The 19,598-nt window shown below is 37.2% G+C and carries 22 protein-coding genes; 7 read left to right on the top strand and 15 right to left on the bottom strand.

Features of this window, described 5'->3' with window-relative positions:
* Positions 1–115: 115 nt before the first annotated feature.
* Genes PEPE_RS01435 through PEPE_RS01425 form a run of 3 tightly spaced genes read right to left on the bottom strand, consistent with a single transcriptional unit; the run spans position 116 to position 2,464 of the window.
* On the bottom strand, positions 116–904 hold the full coding sequence (locus PEPE_RS01435; protein ID WP_002832719.1) for a metal ABC transporter permease: 789 nt from the start codon (positions 902–904) through the stop codon (positions 116–118).
* A complete protein-coding gene (locus PEPE_RS01430; RefSeq protein WP_002832718.1) occupies positions 897–1,577 on the bottom strand; it encodes a metal ABC transporter ATP-binding protein in 681 nt (226 codons plus the stop codon). Before PEPE_RS01430 ends, PEPE_RS01435 begins: the two co-directional genes overlap by 8 nt.
* Positions 1,577–2,464, bottom strand: a complete 888-nt coding sequence (locus tag PEPE_RS01425) for a metal ABC transporter solute-binding protein, Zn/Mn family (protein WP_011672984.1) — start codon at positions 2,462–2,464, stop codon at positions 1,577–1,579. The genes PEPE_RS01430 and PEPE_RS01425 overlap by 1 nt, the downstream gene beginning before the upstream one ends.
* 142 nt (positions 2,465–2,606) lie before the next feature.
* On the opposite strand from PEPE_RS01425, the gene PEPE_RS01420 reads away from it, so the two are divergent.
* Together PEPE_RS01420 and PEPE_RS01415 are read left to right on the top strand one after the other, a co-directional pair.
* Complete coding sequence (locus PEPE_RS01420) at positions 2,607–3,779, top strand: GNAT family N-acetyltransferase (protein WP_011672983.1); 1,173 nt, start codon at positions 2,607–2,609, stop codon at positions 3,777–3,779.
* Between the two features lie 123 nt (positions 3,780–3,902).
* On the top strand, positions 3,903–4,487 hold the full coding sequence (locus tag PEPE_RS01415; protein WP_011672982.1) for a uracil-DNA glycosylase family protein: 585 nt from the start codon (positions 3,903–3,905) through the stop codon (positions 4,485–4,487).
* Between the two features lie 43 nt (positions 4,488–4,530).
* Here the strand turns inward: PEPE_RS01415 and PEPE_RS01410 are convergent, their stop codons facing one another.
* The 6 genes from PEPE_RS01410 to PEPE_RS01385 all read right to left on the bottom strand — a co-directional run bounded on the left by PEPE_RS01410 (position 4,531) and on the right by PEPE_RS01385 (position 9,786).
* Positions 4,531–5,310, bottom strand: a complete 780-nt coding sequence (locus tag PEPE_RS01410; RefSeq protein ID WP_011672981.1) for a (S)-acetoin forming diacetyl reductase — start codon at positions 5,308–5,310, stop codon at positions 4,531–4,533.
* Positions 5,311–5,341: 31 nt separating this feature from the next.
* Complete coding sequence (locus tag PEPE_RS01405; RefSeq protein ID WP_011672980.1) at positions 5,342–6,682, bottom strand: FAD-dependent oxidoreductase; 1,341 nt, start codon at positions 6,680–6,682, stop codon at positions 5,342–5,344.
* Positions 6,683–6,812: 130 nt separating this feature from the next.
* On the bottom strand, positions 6,813–7,568 hold the full coding sequence (locus PEPE_RS01400; protein WP_011672979.1) for a MurR/RpiR family transcriptional regulator: 756 nt from the start codon (positions 7,566–7,568) through the stop codon (positions 6,813–6,815).
* A gap of 42 nt (positions 7,569–7,610) precedes the next feature.
* A complete protein-coding gene (locus PEPE_RS01395; protein ID WP_011672978.1) occupies positions 7,611–9,056 on the bottom strand; it encodes a 6-phospho-beta-glucosidase in 1,446 nt (481 codons plus the stop codon).
* 15 nt (positions 9,057–9,071) lie between these two features.
* Positions 9,072–9,395, bottom strand: coding sequence for a PTS lactose/cellobiose transporter subunit IIA (locus PEPE_RS01390; RefSeq protein ID WP_011672977.1), 324 nt, complete (start codon positions 9,393–9,395; stop codon positions 9,072–9,074).
* 79 nt (positions 9,396–9,474) lie between these two features.
* On the bottom strand, positions 9,475–9,786 hold the full coding sequence (locus PEPE_RS01385; RefSeq protein WP_002832706.1) for a PTS sugar transporter subunit IIB: 312 nt from the start codon (positions 9,784–9,786) through the stop codon (positions 9,475–9,477).
* Between the two features lie 166 nt (positions 9,787–9,952).
* Between PEPE_RS01385 and PEPE_RS01380 the strand changes: the two genes are divergently transcribed.
* The 5 genes from PEPE_RS01380 (at position 9,953) to PEPE_RS01360 (ending at position 15,007) form a co-directional block, all read left to right on the top strand.
* The gene (locus PEPE_RS01380) at positions 9,953–10,648 is read left to right on the top strand and encodes a GntR family transcriptional regulator (RefSeq protein WP_002832705.1); all 696 of its coding nucleotides are present in this window, start codon (positions 9,953–9,955) and stop codon (positions 10,646–10,648) included.
* A gap of 335 nt (positions 10,649–10,983) precedes the next feature.
* Entirely contained in the window at positions 10,984–11,979 is a 996-nt protein-coding gene (gene trpX, locus PEPE_RS01375) for a tryptophan ABC transporter substrate-binding protein (protein ID WP_011672976.1), read from the top strand.
* Positions 11,976–12,887 (top strand): ABC transporter permease, encoded by a 912-nt coding sequence (locus PEPE_RS01370; RefSeq protein WP_011672975.1) that lies wholly within the window; start codon positions 11,976–11,978, stop codon positions 12,885–12,887. The genes trpX and PEPE_RS01370 overlap by 4 nt, the downstream gene beginning before the upstream one ends.
* A gap of 1 nt (position 12,888) precedes the next feature.
* On the top strand, positions 12,889–13,647 hold the full coding sequence (locus PEPE_RS01365) for an ABC transporter ATP-binding protein (protein WP_011672974.1): 759 nt from the start codon (positions 12,889–12,891) through the stop codon (positions 13,645–13,647).
* Positions 13,648–13,837: 190 nt separating this feature from the next.
* Complete coding sequence (locus tag PEPE_RS01360) at positions 13,838–15,007, top strand: iron-containing alcohol dehydrogenase (protein WP_011672973.1); 1,170 nt, start codon at positions 13,838–13,840, stop codon at positions 15,005–15,007.
* A 62-nt stretch (positions 15,008–15,069) separates the two neighbouring features.
* On the opposite strand, the gene PEPE_RS01355 is transcribed toward PEPE_RS01360, so the two are convergent.
* From PEPE_RS01355 to PEPE_RS01330, 6 genes are all read right to left on the bottom strand, one after another.
* Positions 15,070–16,509, bottom strand: coding sequence for a DHA2 family efflux MFS transporter permease subunit (locus PEPE_RS01355; protein ID WP_011672972.1), 1,440 nt, complete (start codon positions 16,507–16,509; stop codon positions 15,070–15,072).
* A 139-nt stretch (positions 16,510–16,648) separates the two neighbouring features.
* Entirely contained in the window at positions 16,649–17,098 is a 450-nt protein-coding gene (locus PEPE_RS01350; protein ID WP_002832690.1) for a universal stress protein, read from the bottom strand.
* Between the two features lie 28 nt (positions 17,099–17,126).
* Positions 17,127–17,600: a universal stress protein gene (locus tag PEPE_RS01345; RefSeq protein ID WP_002832689.1), complete on the bottom strand. Its 474-nt coding sequence runs from the start codon at positions 17,598–17,600 to the stop codon at positions 17,127–17,129.
* A 108-nt stretch (positions 17,601–17,708) separates the two neighbouring features.
* Positions 17,709–18,221, bottom strand: coding sequence for a TetR/AcrR family transcriptional regulator (locus PEPE_RS01340; RefSeq protein ID WP_002832688.1), 513 nt, complete (start codon positions 18,219–18,221; stop codon positions 17,709–17,711).
* Positions 18,222–18,230: 9 nt separating this feature from the next.
* Positions 18,231–19,082 carry a 4-(cytidine 5'-diphospho)-2-C-methyl-D-erythritol kinase gene (gene ispE, locus PEPE_RS01335; protein WP_002832687.1) on the bottom strand — a complete coding sequence of 284 codons (852 nt, stop codon included), beginning with the start codon at positions 19,080–19,082 and terminating at the stop codon, positions 18,231–18,233.
* Positions 19,083–19,199: 117 nt separating this feature from the next.
* On the bottom strand, positions 19,200–19,502 hold the full coding sequence (locus PEPE_RS01330) for a Veg family protein (RefSeq protein WP_002832686.1): 303 nt from the start codon (positions 19,500–19,502) through the stop codon (positions 19,200–19,202).
* Positions 19,503–19,598 lie beyond the last annotated feature (96 nt).

Raw genomic sequence — 19,598 nt, 5'->3', positions numbered from 1 at the left:
AATTACTTACTTTTTACTTACCAATGAATATAATATCATAGTTCATTAATAATGTTCGGATTTAGACCAAAAATATAATAAAAAGACTGAATCGTTTAGGATTCAGTCTTTTTAATTAATTATCTTTTTTTATAATCATCGAACCAAAATAGATTACACATTCAATTAGCGCAATAAAGAAGCTGACTGGCCAATTAGTTACATAGCCTAAATATAAACCTAACCAGACTCCAATTAAAGCGGCACTAATCGCAAAGAGCATCATTCCACTTACCGTTTTGGCAACAATCTTAGCCGCAGCTGCCGGCAAGGTTAGCAGTACAAAAATTAGCAATGAGCCCACAATTTGGGCTGCTGTACTAACACTGAGCGCTAATACCACTAAAAATAAAATTGAAACAAAATTGGTATGAATTCCCTTGACTGAAGCTCCGATATGATCAAAGGAATCATATTTTAAGGGCCGGTATAAAAATAAAATAAATACTAATGAAATGATTGTTAACAACAGTACCTGATTAACTTCATCTCGCCCAATTCCAATTACACTACCAAACAAAATATTTGTAGCATAGCTAACATTTTTATTGGAAATCGATAAGAATAAAATTCCTAATCCTAAAAATAAACTTGAAACTGCCGAAATTGCAGATTCTCGTTTGGAAGCTTGTACACTCATTTTACCGATTAAAATCGAACTAACGATTGTAAATAATAGCATGCCGGATAAGGCTTGCCATCCCATAAAAATACCAAAAGCAGCTCCAGAAAAACCAATCTCAGATAACATGTGTGATAAAAATGACATGTTACGTCCTACAACATACACACCCATAATTCCACAAATAATGGCAATGAAGGTCCCTGCAATGTAGGCATTTTGCATAAACTCAAAACTAAACATCTAGCAAGTCCTCCTCATTTTTAATATCAGCTACTTCTCCCAATGCGTAGTGATCTTCTTTTAGCATCAAATAACGATTGGAGTAGCGTTGCATTAAATCAAAATCATGCGTAACGGAAATTACGGTTAAATCATGCTGTTGATTAAAGTGTTGGACTAAATTAAATAGTTCATATTTACGAACTGTATCTAAACTAGCTGTTGATTCATCTAAAATCAATAAATCTGGATTATCCACTAAGGCTTGTGCCAAATAGGCTTTCTGTTTTTGTCCACCCGAAGCTCGTCCAATTCTAGTATTTTGAATATCAACTAAATCAGTTTCTTCAAGAATTTCATCGAGTTGCGTTCGTTCCATTTTGGATAGCCACGGCATTTTTCCGTTTTGTAAATTTAAGGCTACGAAATCTCGAATAGATAAGGGATAATCTCGTTCAATATTCCTAAATTGAGGCACATAGCCTACCTTCGTCCCTTTACGAAATTTGATGCTACCACTCGTAGGCTTAACTTGATTCAGTAGTGCGCGAATCAAAGTCGTCTTTCCGACCCCATTTTCGCCGATAATGCTTAGAAAGTCACGACGATCTACATCAAAACTCAAATTATTAAATAATTTTTGCCCTGGAAAATCCATTGCTAATTTTTGAACCTGAACAAGCGTTTCAGTCATTAATTTTTACCCTCTTGTATTTTACTAATTTGGTTTAACTGTGAAAGCATCCACGTTTGATAATTTTTTCCCTTCGGCATCGTCTCTGTGACGTTCACGATTGGAGTATCGTTTTTCTTAGCTAGCTTTAGAAGCTCATCGATTACTTTATTACCAGTTTGTTGATTATTTACAATAAATTCAATCCGTTTTTGTTTTACATCTTTTTGTAATTTTTCCACCATTTTAGGCGATGGATCTGTTTCATTTTCAATTGCTAAAGCGAAAGCTCGGTCGCTAACTTTATATCCGAGCTCATCCAGCGTGTAATCATATACTGGCTCTGTAACTGCTACTTTTTTGCCAGTACTTTCTGCTCTAATTTGATCAATCTTTTGTTGGATTGGTTGAAGTGATTCAACATATTTCTTAGCATTTTCGGTAAATTCTTTTTGATGTTTTGGATCCTTTTTCCCTAATTCCTTAGCTAAATGGTTAGCTAAGGTTTTCATTGTTGATAATTTATACCACAAATGTGGGTTATCACCATCAACTTTACCCGTGAGTTTCCCCATATTTAAAACCTTAAGCTGCTTTTTTTGAGGAGTGATTTTTTGGACCCAAGTATCTGTTCCTACTCCATTTTCAACTACAATATCCGCGTCGGTCATTAATTTAGCCGTCTTAGTTGTCGGCTCAAAATCATGGGGATCGACTGCTGGATTATCAATAATGTTGGTAACCTGCACTCGATTTCCGCCAACCTTTTTAGCCACTTCTCCATAAAAGTTAAGTGTACTAATCACTTCTACTTTGCCACTGGACTTACTTTTAGGTCCAGCACATCCCGCAACAAAAATAGTGCTAAACAATAACATTGACACTAACCAAATTATTTTTTTTCGCATTTCTTTCTCCTAAAGAGTAATAATTACTATTTACAATATTCAATTATAACAAAAAAATTTTAATATGGGACGTCTAATTTTAAGATAACGTTTTCAAAAATGGTATAATGATAGTATTAATCACGTTTTGGGGGAACTAGTAATGAGTAATTTTATTCTCGATCAACAATACCAAGAAGAAATTTATCAACTATATCTATATGCATTTAATGCGCAAGATAGCGCTAACCGTCGCGATTTCTGGAATCGTCGTTTCCAACACGCTATTCCCTATGGAATCTCCGTTGACGGTCAAATTGAAACTAGTATTTTAAGTATTCCTTTTGAAACAAATTTTTTTGGAACCAATTTTAAAATGAACGGTATTAGCGATGTGATGAGCGCTCCCGAAGCATCTGGTAAAGGGGGCGCGAGCCAATTGATGAAAGCTGCTTTACAGGATATGTATGACAACCAGGTAACTTTGTCCTACCTCGCACCATTTGCTTTCAGTTACTATCGACGCTTTGGCTATGAACAAGTTTTTGACCATGTTACCTACACTATGGCTAGCGATAAATTACCACGTATTTCAAAAAATACCGAAAACGTCCAAGTTAAACGCCTTGACTTTAGTTCAAATACTGATTTACTAAAATCAATCTATCAACAGTCTCCACTAGCTCAACGGGGAGGTTTAAACCGAGCCGATTGGTGGTGGGATTATCTACCTAAAAAATTTGCTAATCGCCAACTGGCCGTAGCTTTTGAACATCAACAACCTACTGGTTATGTCATCTACGAACGTACCGCTAGCGAATTTATCATTTACGAAGTTGCTAACACCGATATTGAAAGTCGCCAAGCACTTTGGAAATTCGTCACCAAGCATGGAACTACTGCCGAAAACTTTATCTATCAAAGCCCTGTCGCTGATATCGATTTTGATCTAGTCGACGAACCTTATAGCGTGACAACTACCGTCCAGCCTTATATGATGGCCCGAATTGTTAATTTGCAAGACTTCTTAGAAAAGTATCCTACATCAACTCCAGCTAAGTTCACCCTGGATGTTATTGATGATGTCCTTTCTGAAAATAATGGACATTGGACTTTTGAATTTGACGGAAAAGTACGTTCGGTTCAAAAATCAAACGTACCATTAGATACTCATACCGCGATTACAATCCAACAATTAACTAAAATTCTTTTTGGATATCGCTCAGCAGCATCCTTGGTAGAACATGGAAAAATCGTCGGTTGGACATCAGATAACGTAAAAAACTTAGATGCCATCACCGTACCTCAGAAACCTATTTTGGCAGATTATTTCTAATTATTGCTAAAACTATTACTTCAAAAAAACAAACATCTATATTTAATGATGTTTGTTTTTTACTATCTCAGTGCCATTTAGTGTTACCATAATTTGTAAATAGTTTTAAAGGAAGGATTAACGATGGACTACAACATGCCTTTTTTCGAAGAAATCATGCAAGATCCTCAAAATGCAATTTATACTGCTAAAGGATGGCATCCAATTTATAGTATTAATCCCCAAGCAAAAATTTTAATTGTGGGACAAGCCCCCGGAAAAAAAGTCCAAGATACGGAAATTATGTGGAACGACCAAAGTGGTGATCGTTTACGCGCTTGGATGGGAATTTCACGGGATACTTTTTATAATTCTGGTGATATTGCGGTAATTCCAATGGATTTCTATTATCCTGGTAAAGCTAAAAGTGGCGACGTTCCGCCTCGTAAAGAAGTTGCTGAAAAATGGCATCAAAAAATGCTGGATATTATGCCTAACATCCAGCTTACTCTGTTAATCGGATCCTATGCGCAAAAACATTATTTAAATGTTCCTCGCTCTACCACTACAACTAATCTGGTGCAAAATTATCGTAACTTTCTTCCCGAATACTTTCCTTTGGTGCATCCTTCACCTCGTAACAACATTTGGCTGGCTAAAAATCCTTGGTTCGAGCAGGAAGTTGTGCCTGAATTACAAAAAATCGTTCAAAATATCCTTAAAAAATAAAAAACTTTCGAAACAGTTCCCCTGTTTCAAAAGTTTTTTTATTTTAATGAAATTGCATTCCACCATCTACAATAATTGTTTGTCCAGTTACATAATTTGAATCTGGTCCTGCTAAGAATGATACTGCAGCTGCCACATCTTCTGGTTCTGACAAACGTTTTAAGGTAATGTCTTTAGCAAACTGTTGCATACCCCATTCGTCATCTTTACCAGCATTTTGTCCAACTTCATGTGCGATATCCATCATCATCGGAGTTCGTACAATTCCCGGTGCATAAGCATTAACTGTAATACCAAAATCCGCCAAATCACGTGCTGCTACTTGAGTAATTCCTCGGACAGCAAACTTAGTCCCTGAGTAAAGGGCCAAATTAGGGTTTCCAACAACTCCGGCTTGAGAAGTCGCATTGATGATTTTTCCACCATGTCCTAATTTCTTAAATGCTTCCGTTGCTGCTTGAATTCCCCAAAGTACTCCACCTACATTAACGTGATAAACTTTATCAAATTGTTCTGGTGTAATTGTATCAATTGGTGTGGTAGGTCCTAGGCCGGCATTATTGACCAACACATCAAGTCCACCTAGTTCCTGAATCGTAGTCCTAACGGCTTCAAACACATTATCACGTTCTGCTACATTAACCACGATTGGAAGAGCCCTTCCACCATTGCTATTAATTTTTTCAGCAACTTTGTTAGCAGTTTCAGTATTCATATCTGCCACTGCCACCGCAAATCCATCGTTAGCCAATCGGGTCGCAATTGCTGCCCCAATTCCTTGTCCTGCTCCCGTTACTAATGCAACTTTGGTTTTGTTTGCCATCATCCTTCGCCTCTTTGAACTATTTTATTATTTATTTTGCATCCGCTTGGGCCACCGCCGTCATTGCTAACGCATTAATATAATTTAACGGTTGGTCGTAGTTAGGTTGGAAGAACATATCAACCATGGATAAGTCATCAATCGTCATCTTATTTTGAATAGCTAATGAAATTACATTAGCTGATTGAGCACAGTCATATTCGCTATAGAATGATCCACCTAGAACCACTCGTGTTTCTGGGTCCCAAACTAACCGCATTAGGATTGGGGTCGTTGAAAGCATAAATTCGGGACGGTAGTCTTGTTCTAAGGTTACAGAGTCTACTTCTACACCCCGTGCTTTAGCCGCACCAACAGTTAATCCTGAACTTGCCATCGTCTTACCAAAGAGTGCTACTGCCGAGCTTGCTTGTGTACCAAGATATTTCATCGTTGGTTTTTCAATGTTATGTCCAATCAAAATTCCTTGACGAACTGCATTAGTTGCTAATGGAATGTAATCATCTTTTCCAGTTGGATTGTAATGAACAACGGATGAATCTCCTGCTGCAAAAATATCAAGGTTCGAAGTTTGCATGTACTCATTAGTAATAATTGCTCCGTTCTTCAACATATCCACTTTGCCCTTCAATAATTCTGTATGTGGGCGGAAACCAACGCAAAGTACAGCATAGTCGGCCGTGTAACTGCCTTTATCGGTTTTTACAGTAATCTGATCATCACCACTAAATCCTTGAACCATTTCGTTCATGGCCAATTTAACTCCGTGATCAGTGTAATCTTTAGCTACTCGATCAGAGATTTCAGGATCAAAATTCTTAGCTAAAACACTTGGTAATCCATCAATCAAGGTTACTTCGCGGCCAGTCAAGGCATATTGTTCAGCAAGTTCCGCTCCAATATAACCTGCACCAATTACAATTACTGAGTTAATGTCATCATCAATTCGTTTTAATTCCGCAGCATGAGCCCAATTTTTGCAAAGTTTAACTCGTTTATTATCGATTCCATCAATCGGAGGAATAATAGGTGCTGAACCAGTAGTTACCACCAATTTATCGTAAGTATCTGTTTTAATTTCACCGGTTTTTAAATCTTTTACTTCTAAAGTTTTATTATCGGGGTCGATACTAAGTACATCATGTTCCATATTCATAGTAGCACCCAACTTAGTTAGGGCCTCCGGTGATGAATAGAACATTTTATTAGGATCTGAAACGTGGTTACCTACCCAAAGGGCGATTCCACAAGATAAAAATGACAAATTATTATTACGTTCGTATACCGTTACTTCATAATCGGGGTGCTCAGTTAAAATTTGTTGCGCTGAGAAGGTACCTGCATGTGTACAACCTACAATTGCTATTTTCATAATTAACTAACCTCCTATTTGTCTATATCTAATTATTAAGCGCTTTCATTGCTTTGTCAACTTAACTCTGGTCCTTTAGAACAAAAAAATGAAACAATAATCGTCAAGTACCGATTATCGTTTCATTAATTTAAATTTCATGACTGATTTCAGGATGATAAACTAATTTACTAGTTTTTTCACCAAGTTGCTCTAGCAGGTAGACAACTGGGATTTGCGATGTAAAATTCAACGATCCTACTTTATTTTCGGGAATATCATAAGTTAAACTATAGTCCGCAATCTGCGCCAACGTTGAAGTACTATTAGCAGTAATTGCTACAATTTTTGCCCCATTTTGGCGATAATAATTGGCCTGCGTTAAAACACCTTCAGTTTCGCCAGAGACTGATAGTAAAATAATCAATGTTTTAGAATAGTCGCGTTCCGAGATGGGTTGAGGTTGGAAAGGATCGGTAATGGCCAATGTGAGCATCCCATAATTCGATAAAATTCGTGCTCCATATTGTGCCATACTACCACTTGATCCCATTCCAAAGAACAAACGGGTGTTGGATTGTGCAACCACGCGAGCAACTTCTTCCATTTTTTCGGTATATTCTGTTGTAGCAGTCTGTTTTAGAAATTGACCTATTGGACCTAAGTCTTGGCTCAATTCACTAGCAGGAGTTCGATCATTTCGATGGCGTAAAACATACTTAAAATCAGAAAAACCCTCAAATCCCATTTTCTTCAAAAATCTTAAAATGGTCGTAGAAGATACGTGACTCTGCGTGGATAAATCTCGAATAGTCATGGTTTTACACTCTTCTAGATGACTAGTTACGTATTTATACACAAACAATTCCAATTGATTCAACGTTTGAACTTTTTCATAACTAAACATCAACATCACCTCTTTAAAACTTGATTATTCTTAAACAACTTACTATAAATCTTCACCATTAGATGCAATTACTTGTTTGTACCAATCAAATGAATCCTTCTTCGAACGTTCTAGACTACCATTACCCTGGTCATCTTGATCAACATAGATAAATCCATAACGTTTAGCCATTTCTCCAGTACTTGCTGAAATTAAATCGATGCATCCCCATGGAGTATAACCAATTAAGTTGACCCCATCTAAGGCAACTGCTTTTTCCATCTCTAAAATATGATCGTGGAAATACTTGATGCGATAATCATCATGGACAGCACCATCGGCTTCTTTTTGGTCGTATGCTCCAAAACCATTTTCCACAATAAATTGAGGTTTGTGCCAACGATCTTGCATCCAATTCATCGAATAACGTAGACCAACAGGATCAATCTGCCAGCCCCAATCTGATTTTTGAACATAAGGATTGTCGACTAAATCACGTGCTTCTTTATAGGCATAGTCGGTATTTTCATCCGTAGATTTAGTTGTAAATGACATATAGTAACTAAATCCAATATAATCAACTGCACCCTTTTTCAAAATTTCTCGGTCATAATCACTAATTTCGACATGGATGTTTTGGCGTTCCCAATATTTAGGAAGCCAATTAGGGTATTCACCATTAGCTTGAACGTCTCCAAAGTAGTAACGCGTTTGCATAGCACGTTCAGCCATCATGATGTCTTCTGGCTTAGCAGTTAGTGGATAAATTGGACACATTGCAATCATTGCACCAATTTGATATTCCGAATCAATTTGATGGCCTAGTTCAACTACTTTAGCACTTGCAACCATTTCGTTATGAGCGGCTTGATACATCATTTCTTCCATTCCTGGTGTTCCAGCTTTAACCTTAATGGCTGAATCTTGAAGTAAATGATGAGGATTACTCCAATCAGTTTGATTATTAATCTCGTTGAAGGTCATCCAGTACTTAACTTTTCCCTTATAGCGTTTCATCACTGTTTCGGCAAAACGTACGAAAAAGTCAATCAATTTACGATTAGTCCAACCACCATATTCTTTTACTAAATGATATGGCATTTCGAAGTGTGACAAAGTAATGATGGGTTGAATATTGTATTTTAACAGTTCATCAAACATATCATCATAGAACTTTAAACCAGCTTCGTTAGGTTCGGTTTCATCTCCATTAGGAAAAATTCTAGTCCATGCAATCGAGGTACGGAAGCATTTGAAACCCATTTCGTTAAAAAGTTTAATATCTTCAGGATAACGATGATAAAAATCAATCCCCCAGTGATTTGGGTAAACTTCTCCATCTTTAATACCGTCCGTTACTTTTCGAGCAGTATCTTTGTTTCCAGCGGTCATCACGTCTGCAATGCTAACTCCCTTACCGCCTTCTTGCCATCCGCCTTCAAATTGATGAGCGGCTACTGCACCGCCCCACAAGAAATTTTCCGGCATCTTATAATGCTTTTCAGTCATGATTAAAACCTCACTTTATTTTTCGGCCATTTTTTTATATAAATCAACAATTTCTCCAGCTAAATCTCTAAAAGTAATGGCATTCATGATGTGGTCTTGTGAATGAACCGTTAGCAGTGAAACTTTAGCATGGTTTCCCTTAGCTTCTTCAGTTAACATCCCGGTTTGGACGTTATGAGCTTCAGTCAAAAAACCATCAGATTCTTTTAATTTTTCATCTGCTTTTTCAAAGTCTCCTGCTTTAGCAGCGTTGATAGCTTCAAATGCAGAGCTCTTTGCGTTCCCACCATTAATAATTAGTCCCATGATCACTTCTAGATTTTGTTCTTGTTCGCCCATTGTTATGCTCCTTAAATTTATTTATATAAAAAAGCGCCTCAAAAAACGAAAGCGCTTTTAATTCAAAGCCCAATTAAACCTAAACACCCATTGATGTTAGAGCTTCCTTCAATACCTTTTCACCATTCATCATGCCGTAATCTTGCATGTTAATTACTTCTACCGGAATATCCAATTTTTCTTTGAAATTACCTTCAAGGTAACGAACTTGAGGTCCAAGCATTAAAATATCAGGATTCTTTTCTGCCAATTTATTATCTGCATCTGATGCAGCTGTTGCGAAGATTTCTGCATCTACACCTTCAGCTTCAGCGGCTTTTTGCATTTTCGAAACTAATAAACTTGTTGACATACCTGCAGCACATACTAACATAATTGTTTTTTCAGCCATAATGAGTCACTCCTGTAATTTTATTTAATTTGGCGGTTGACTATGAAACCGCTTACGATACAATTGAATTATAAAACGTAGGTACAAATTTTACAAGTACCAATAATTCAAATTCGTTAAAAAGTTATCAATCAGCGTTACTGATAAGGAAAGAAGGCGTTCATCGTTGTATACGAATATCGCAAATGATCTCATTGACAAAATTAAACATCACCTATTTGAAGAAAAATTACCAACTGAATACGAATTGATGCAAGAATATGATGTTAGTCGTAATACCATCCGTAAAGCAGTCGATATTCTTAGTCAAAAGGGACTCGTTCGCCGTGTTCAAGGTAGTGGCTACTATATCAACGATTTTGGACCACGAGCTGATCAAACCATTAACCTAACCATGGGAGTTTCAGAAGGCTTCAATCATCTCAAACTAACCTCACGCGTTATCACTTTCGATCGGGTGGTAGCTGATGAGGCTCTCGCAGCTGAATTTGGGTGCTTAGTCGGCGACGATTTGTATCGAGTAATTCGTTATCGTTTTCGTAATCGTCAAGCATATACTCTTGAATATGCTTATTACGAACGCGAAGAGGTCCCCTTTTTACCAATCGAAGCTGCGCATGATTCCTTATTAGAATTCATTAGAAATGAGTATGGTGTATCCGTCGATACTAGCGACCAATACGTTGGAATTGAATCTTTCACTTCGGAAGCTGCTTTCATTACTGGGCTTCCACAAGGCGATAAATATATTGTTTTATATCAATCACATTATCGTAAAAATAATGTGTTGTTTAATTTCTCTAAAACTTATTATTTAGACCGCAAAATTCGATTTTATTTCCACGCTTCTAATCAAAGCTAAACCAACGGATTATTTTAAATTAAATTTTTAGTTGACAAATGAAAAGTATTTTAGATATACTCATGGAAGATTAATTCGAAAGTTGGTAATACAAATGAGTCTTTTACATTCAACACATGTAAATAATGGTTGGCAAAGCCGGTAATTAGGTTGTAATTTTGTCTAGGCAAGATACGACCTGAATGACAGATCGTATCTGTGCCGGCTCATTTGTGATGAACAAACGATAACAACAAGCCCGCATGGATTTTATACACATCCATGTGGGCTTTTTTTTAGGCAAACCCCATGGGCTTGCCTTTTTTTATTATAAATTTAGAGGAGTGGAACTTGTTATGAAGAGAATGCTTAGCTTTATCGCCATTATTTTTATTTTTTTAGGATATGCATTTGTTGCTGAACAAAAGCATACCTCGAACCATCAAAATGAGACTAAACGCATTGGTTTATTACAATATATGGATCAGCCAGCGTTAAAACAAATTCAAAAGGGAGTTTATGCTGGTCTAAAAGAGTCCGGTTATACAGTCGGAAAAAATCTCAAAGTTGATTATCAAAATGCTCAAGGTAATCAAAGCAACTTGAAGACGATGAGTGAAAAATTCGAAAATGAAGGAGTTGATTTATCAATCGGGATTACCACTCCCGCCTCAATTTCCTTGGCTAATACAACTTCGACTACCCCCATTTTAATGAGTGGAGTTACCGATCCACGAAGTGCTTCCTTGGTACAAAATTTAAAGCACCCTGAAAAAAACATCACGGGAGTTTCCGATCAAGCACCACTAGAAGAACAATTAGAATTAATCCAAAAATTAATGCCAAATTTAAAAACATTAGGAATTATCTACACATCTAGTGATAATTCTGCAATTACTCAATTTAAAAAATTCAAACAGTTGGTACCTAAGACTGGAATTAAACTTAAAGCTTATTCGATTTCAAACTCGAATGACTTAAACCAAGTTTCGCAAAATATGGTTCAAAATGTTGATGCTGTCTTCGTTCCTACTGATAATACGATTGCTGGTGCTATGTCAACCCTCGTTAAGAATGCTAATGCTGCCAACGTCCCCATCTTTCCAACCGTTGATTCTATGGTTAAAGATGGTGGAATTGCCACCTACAGTGTTAATCAATATCAACTCGGAGTCCTTACTGGTAAAATGGCTGCTCGCGTCTTAAACGGCGAAAAAATTAGTCAGACACCCATTGAATTTATCAAGCATGGTGATTTAACTATTAACCTTAAACAAGCTCAAAAACTAGGTATCAAGATTCCTAAAGATTTAATGCAAGAAGCACAAAAGAAAGGGGAGTTAATTAAATGAACTTAATCACATCTTCTATTGGACAAGGGCTACTCTGGGGCCTTCTAGGGGTAGGACTATTTCTCACCTTTAGAATTTTAGATTTTCCTGATATGACGGTTGAAGGAACTTTTCCACTTGGCGCAGCCGTTAGCGTTACTGCCATCACTAACGGACTCAATCCACTGACCGCGACATTACTTGCTTTTCTAGCTGGTATGCTTGCTGGGCTAATTACTGGCCTCCTTTACACCAAAGGCCGTATTCCAATCCTATTAGCCGGAATTTTAGTCATGACGGCTTGCTACTCCATTAATTTGCGGATTATGGGAACTTCTAACGTTTCACTCCTAGGAAAACAAACCTTATTCAGTGGACAATTCTTTGCGTCACTACCTAAATTTTTTGATAGCGTAGTCCTCGGACTGATCATCATTACCATTGTTGTAGCTATACTGGCCCTCTTTTTACAAACTAATCTTGGGCAAGCTTTTATTGCCACAGGTGATAATGAAAAAATGGCGAAATCCTTAGGGATCAATACCGATCAAATGAAAAATATGGGACTTATGGTTTCAAACGGTATGATTGCAGTATCTGGTGCACTCATCGCTCAAAGTGATGGATACGCAGATGTTAATATGGGGATTGGAATTATCGTAATTGGCTTGGCTTCCATTATTATTGGAGAAGTAGTTTTTGGCGAATTAACCATGAATCAACGTTTAGTAGCCGTAGTATGTGGAAGTATTATTTATCGTTTCGTCCTCCTACTGGTACTCAAGGCTGGATTCAATACTAACGATTTAAACCTTATCTCATCGTTGGTCTTAGCGCTCTGCTTAATGCTACCAACGTTACGGAAAAAATTTCATTTTGACCGAATTTTAAAACATGGGGTAGCCATGCCAACTAAGGAGCGTGATTAAAATGGAACGACCTGTTATTTTAGAACTTAAAAATGTTTCAGTCTATGTTAATCGCCACACGACTGAAGAAATTCAAATTTTGAAAAACATTAATCTAAAAGTCTATAAGAACGACTTCATCACCCTTTTGGGTTCCAACGGTGCTGGAAAGTCTACTTTATTCAATGTCATTGCCGGTAATCAACCCATCGATGAAGGACAGATTTTGGTAAATGGTCACGATGTTTCTAATATGTCTGAAGAAAAAAGAACTAAATTTATTAGTCGCGTTTTTCAAGATCCAAAACTTGGCACTGCCCCTCGCATGACGGTAGCCGAAAATCTTTTACTTGCTACTAAACGAGGCAGCCGCCGAAACCTTAAATTACGCCGTTTAAAGCAGCATCTCGCTGAGTTTAAGCAGATTACTGCAACGATGCCCAACCGTTTAAGCGAACGTCTTAAAACACCTACTGATAACCTATCTGGTGGTCAAAGACAAGCCTTAAGTTTCTTGATGGCTACCATTAAGAAACCAGCTATTTTACTATTAGATGAACATACTGCTGCCCTGGATCCCAAGACTAGTGCCGAGTTAATGGAAGCAACGCAAACTCGAGTTACTGAAGACGAATTAACTGCCCTCATGATTACTCATCAACTTTCTGATGCTGTAACCTATGGCAATCGATTACTAGTAATGAAAGACGGACGAATTACTCAAGACTTAGATGCCGTTACAAAAGCTAATACTAATATTGATGAATTAATGATTTATTAATATTAACTAAGCAAACAAATTCCATAGGAGTTTGTTTGCTTTTTTGTTCATATTGTATATGCTTTATAGGAGTTATTTTCAACCCTATAAAAACGTTTAACTTGCGATTATATCAACGATTGTAAACGGATACATTACGTGTTAATATTAGCTCGTAAGTAAGAAAATACATAAGAAGAAGGCGTTTAAAATGAAAGAAAATTTTGATTTCCTTATGCCTAGTGTCAACTTCTTTGGCTCTGGAGTTATTGCAAAGATTGGTGACCGCGCTAAGATGGTCAATATGTCTAAAGTATTGATCGTTACTGATAAATTTTTGGAAAAAATGGAAAATGGACCCGTTGAACAAACCCTTCGTTCACTTGATCAAGCGGGTGTCGATTACGTTATTTACAACGGAGTAGAGCCTAATCCTAAAGTTAGAAATATCCAAGAAGCAAAACAAGTTTATTTGGATAATGACTGTGATGGAATTATCACTATTGGTGGTGGTTCAGCTCATGATGCTGGAAAAGGTACTGGTATTATTTTGACGAATGGCGACGATATCACCAAACTTGCTGGAATCGAAACGCTCGAAAATGCACTTCCACCATTGATCGCGGTTAATACTACTGCAGGAACTGCTTCAGAATTAACTCGTCACTGCGTTATTACCAACGAAGAAACGCATCTTAAGTTCGTAGTGGTTTCGTGGCGTAATGTTCCCCTCGTATCATTTAATGATCCAAAATTAATGCTCGGGGTTCCACCTGCTCTAACTGCTGCAACTGGGATGGACACATTTGTCCAAGCCATTGAACCTTACGTTTCTACTAACCGCAACGATATTACTGATGGTCAATGTCTCCAAGCTATCAAGTTAGTGGAAGAAAGCCTTCGTGAAGCTGTATCTAACGGTGAAAACCTAGAAGCTAGAACTAAGATGGTAGAAGCTGAAATGTTGGGAGGGATGGCTTTCAATAATGCCGATCTTGGTTACGTACATGCTATGGCCCATCAATTAGGTGGACAATACGACGCTCCTCATGGCGTTTGCTGTGCTATCCTATTACCAATTGTAGAACGCTTCAACTTAGTTGCTTGCCCTGATCGTTTCGCAGACTTAGCTGTCGCCATGGGTGAAAATATCGACGGCCTTTCCATTAGAGCTGCCGCTGATAAAGCTATTGATGCCATGCAACAACTTAACGACGATGTTGGTATTCCAAGAAGTATCAAAGATTTGGGTGCTGATCCTAAAGATTTCGAACTAATGGCTGAAAATGCTTTGAAGGATGGCAATGCCTTCTCCAACCCACGCAAAGCTACTAAGCAACAAATTGTGGAACTTTTCCAACAAGCTTACGACGCAAAATAATTACTCAACAAAAAAAGATGAACTGAGATTTCTGATTCAGAATTCTCGTTCATCTTTTTTATTTATTTGGCAACTTTTTTATTACTTTTAACACTAAAGGAAAGAATTAATCCTACGATAATTAATGCAATCGTAAAGTAGAAACCATAGTGTGTACCATTAGTGAAGGCAGCATTCAAATGACCTTTACCAAAATGATTCTGATAAGCTACTTGTCCGATTCCTAATAAACTTGTTGCTAAAGCAGTTGCAATCGCACCAACGATTTGTTGCATGGTATTCATGATCGTACTACCGTCACCAGATTGGGGACCTTCAAGCGAATTTAAAGCATATGTTTGAGCTGGTGACATTGCCAAAGGACAACCAATCATCAAAATAACATGAGCAATAATTAAATAAGCAATTGAAGTATTTACCGTAGTACATACCAACATAATTGCACCAATTAATGCAATCACTAGTCCAATACGAATTGGTGCTTTGGCACCGATCTTGTCGTATAAACGTCCTGCAACCGCTGAAACAGCGGCATTAATTACACCACCAGGAAGCATGATAATTCCAGTTAGTGCAACTGGTAATAATAAACCTTTTTGAATGTACATTGGTAATAAGTACATTGCTGATAAAATAATACCAAAATCAAGCATAACTAAGATTGCACCAGTTCTAAATGCAGGAATGGCAAAAATCTTTAAATTTAGGACAGGTTCAGCAAGCGAAAGTTGACGTTTGACATAAAATGCCAAAACGATAATTCCAAGTGCTAAGATACCTAGTACGATTGGCGAACCCCAGCCTTTTTCACTAGCAAAACTGACACCAGTTACTATACTAGCGAAGCCGATAATTGATTCAATCAATGAAATTACATCAACTTTAGGTTTAGTAAGTTCACCAACATTTTTTAATCCAAAAATAGCTAGTAACAAAGCAATTGCTAAGAAAGGAACGAACATCCAAAAAATCCAGTTCCATGATAACTTAGCTAAAATAATACCTGTCAATGTCGGTCCAATGGCTGGAGCAAACATAATTACCAAAGCACACATGCCCATTGCAGCACCTAATTTATAAGGTGGAAATACTAACATGGCTACGGTAAACATCATAGGTAAAATTAAACCAGTAGCGATTCCTTGAATCATTCGACCAACCAGTAATAATGCAAAGGTTGATGATAGAGCTGAAATAACAGAACCTACAATAAACGCTAATAAACCAAAAATAATAATCTGTCTAGTTGTAAACCATTTTGATATTAAACTAGAAAAGGGCAATACTACACCAATCACAAGCATGTATCCCGTAACTAACCATTGGATAGTACCCGTCGTCACATGTAAATTGTCCATTAATTGTGGTAAAGCGATGTTTAAAGATGTCTCACTAAACATTCCCACAAAGGCCCCAATCAACATGCTCGCCATTACCAACATTGGATGTTCAACTGGTACTCGCGCTTGCGTCATGCCGTTGCTTTTTTCTTCATTATTCATTAAAAAATACCTCTTTCTTCAAAAACATAGCTTGTTCACTATAGCAAAAAGAAAAAATTTTCGTAAGTATTTTTTTGAGAAAAATAAAAAGAGGCCGTTCTGTAAACGGTCTCTTTCTGATAAGAATGCCTGTTGAAAGTTATCTAACAACTAAGACAGAAATTGGGGCATGTTTAGCCATATACGAAGCTTGAGAACCAAAATATTTGGCCATCCCTGTTTTAGAAGATGAACCAATTACTAACAAGTCCGGATCAACACTAGGAATCACATTTTTTACAATAGTTTCCCCGGCTTCGCCTTCTGCTATGTATGTTTGTACTTTTTTAATACCAAATTCCAAGGCAATTTTTCGATAGTTTTGGAGATGTTTTTCCAATTCAGTTCGCTTTTGCGTAATGAAATTTTTATCTAAAGCTTGGTAAATATTAATGTCATTTTCTTCAATTACCGTAACCAAATCTAACTCAGAATCATCCTGTTTAGCACGATTCATTGCAAAACGGAATGCCAACTGCGCATCAGGGGAGTCGTCTACCCCCACCAAAATCTTACTAAATCTTTTCGGATTAAATTCTCTTGAACTCATGATTTTCCCTCCATGCTAATCCCTATTATCATTTTGAATATGGTAGATTATCAAGCTCGGTTCGAACTAATAAAACATCCATCAATGCAACTCTTGTAACATAGTCCGCTACCGAACCAATCATTGCTCGTTGGAAAGCGTTCAAACCCGTTGCCCCCATCATAATCAAATCTGTTCCCAGCTTTTCAGGCATCTCAGTAGCGATAATGGCCTTAGGATCGCCAGCTTCCACATATACCTCAACATCTTCAAAATCATATTTACGTTTGATTTGGTCCTTCAAATCTTCAACATACTCTTTAGCTCTACGAAGGGATACTTCAACATAATCCATGTTACTGCCCATATGTCCGTACACATCTAAAAACCGTGAAGATTGAATTACAGTTAAAATATCTAAGTGAGCATGGTTACGCTTCGCCACAAAAATCGCTTTTTTCAAAGCTAATTCGCCCTTAGGAGAGCCTTCAACTGGCACTAAAATCTTCTTATATTCAAGCATATCCATTACTCCTCTATACGTTTCTGTTATCATTATAATAAATTTTTTAAGATAGCGCTACCAATAATGCCTTAGAAAAAAGCGAGTCCCCGCTCTTTTCATTTAAAATTATCTTAAGAAGCGGTGAGCCACCATTACCATTTCTTGGTTAGTCTGCACAAGTCCATCTTTTATCCATTGTACAACCATTTGGTTTAGTCCTCCAGCCACAAAATTAACCCACATCACTGGGATATCCGTCCGAAGTTTAAAGATTCCTTGTTCAATTAAATCTGTTAAATAAAAGTTTAGTTTATCATACAAGCGATCATTTAAATCAGCATGAATTAGGGCTTCAATATACGAAGCATTCCGCCGACAGATTGAGAAAAACGCTTCTAAAAAGGTCCCAATATCATGATTAGGACGTACCATCAGATAGTTAAAGAAGTCAGTAAAAATTTGATCTATTTTATAATCAATAATCTGATCTTTAGTTTTAAAGCTTCGGTAATACGACATTCTAGATACCGACGCCGTTTGACAAATATTACTTACCGATATACTGGCTAAGTCATTATCTTTTAACAACTCAAATAGTGCATCGATGATCTTCTGTTTTGTTGCTTCATGATTAGCCATTATTATACCTCACAAAATTCGAACTAAATATACTTCATGACAAAAGCCCTTCAAGCTATTTACGATGTGCTTGGCTCGGCTTGATTTTGACGCAACTCCAAACACCGTTGGTCCAGTCCCACTCATTTGAGCTGCATCTGCCCCGTATTGTTTAATTCGATTTTTAATTTTTAAAACTTCCGGATGTTCTTTTCCGGTTACTTGCTCTAAAACATTGCCCATATAACGACAAATGTCTGTATAATCTTCACGCTCAATTGCATCTAAAATTGATTCAATATTAGAATGTTGGAGCTCTTTGTGTTCGATTTTACTAAGGATATACGGCGTCGACACACTAAGTTTCGGTTTGGCAATCACCACCCACATAGGAGGTAATTTTTTTAAAGGAATTACTTTTTCACCTTTTCCCAAAACATGTGCCGTGCGACTATATACACAAAATGGTACATCGGAATCAATTTCTAAACCAATTTTAGCTAATACTTCTAAGCTAAGCTCAAGATTCCATAGTTTATTTAATCCTCGTAAAACGGCAGCAGCATCAGACGAACCTCCGCCTAATCCAGCTGCAACCGGAATGTGTTTACGTATTTCTATAATTACTTTGGCACGTACGTGATATTTTTCTTGTAAAATCCGGGCAGCTTGATACGCCAAATTACGACTATCGTTAGGTAAAAAACCGGTATTCGTTCGAACTTTAATTCCCATTTTACCAGGAATACTTTCGATTTTTACATAATCCGCTAAATCGACCGAGGTCATAATCATGTTCCATTCTGGTAATCCATCAGGATGATTAAACGGCGTATCCAAAAATAGGTTTAACTTGGCTGGAGCTTTCTCGGTGATTTCCATCTACTTCACCTGTTTCGTTTGCTTTTAACCTAAATTATACTAAAAAATGGTAAAAATAAAAAAGGCTAATAGTCATAAAAGCTTAAATGCCCCAACTATCGCCAATTTAATTAGATATTAGTCTTCATCAAATTCTTCAACGTCATCATCATCAAGCTCAATTGACAGCTCAGCTTGGTCGATTTCATCATCAAAGTTAACTTCGATGTTTCTTGTCAAAATATCCGTGTAACTGTATGACACACGTTCGAAGGAGTTCTCGTCTTGATCCAAATCTACTACGAAAACGGCTGGATATGTCATATGCAGGCGGCCACGACGCTTAGTAATCTTTTTACGTCCGATTTGAGCAACCACCAGTAATTCTTCCCCGATGCGACCATCGAGTTTATCCTTAATTGTAGCTAGTGTGTTTGGCATTAACTTCACCTTCCCATGTGAAACATTCTATCATAGTTTCACAAAGTTTGCAATTTTACCACACGTACAATTTAATATCAACGCTTTACATTTCAT

The organism is Pediococcus pentosaceus ATCC 25745, assembly GCF_000014505.1.
GTDB classification, from domain to species: domain Bacteria; phylum Bacillota; class Bacilli; order Lactobacillales; family Lactobacillaceae; genus Pediococcus; species Pediococcus pentosaceus.
Note: the sequence above shows the minus strand (reverse complement) of the source record. Positions and strands in the feature narration are given on the sequence as shown.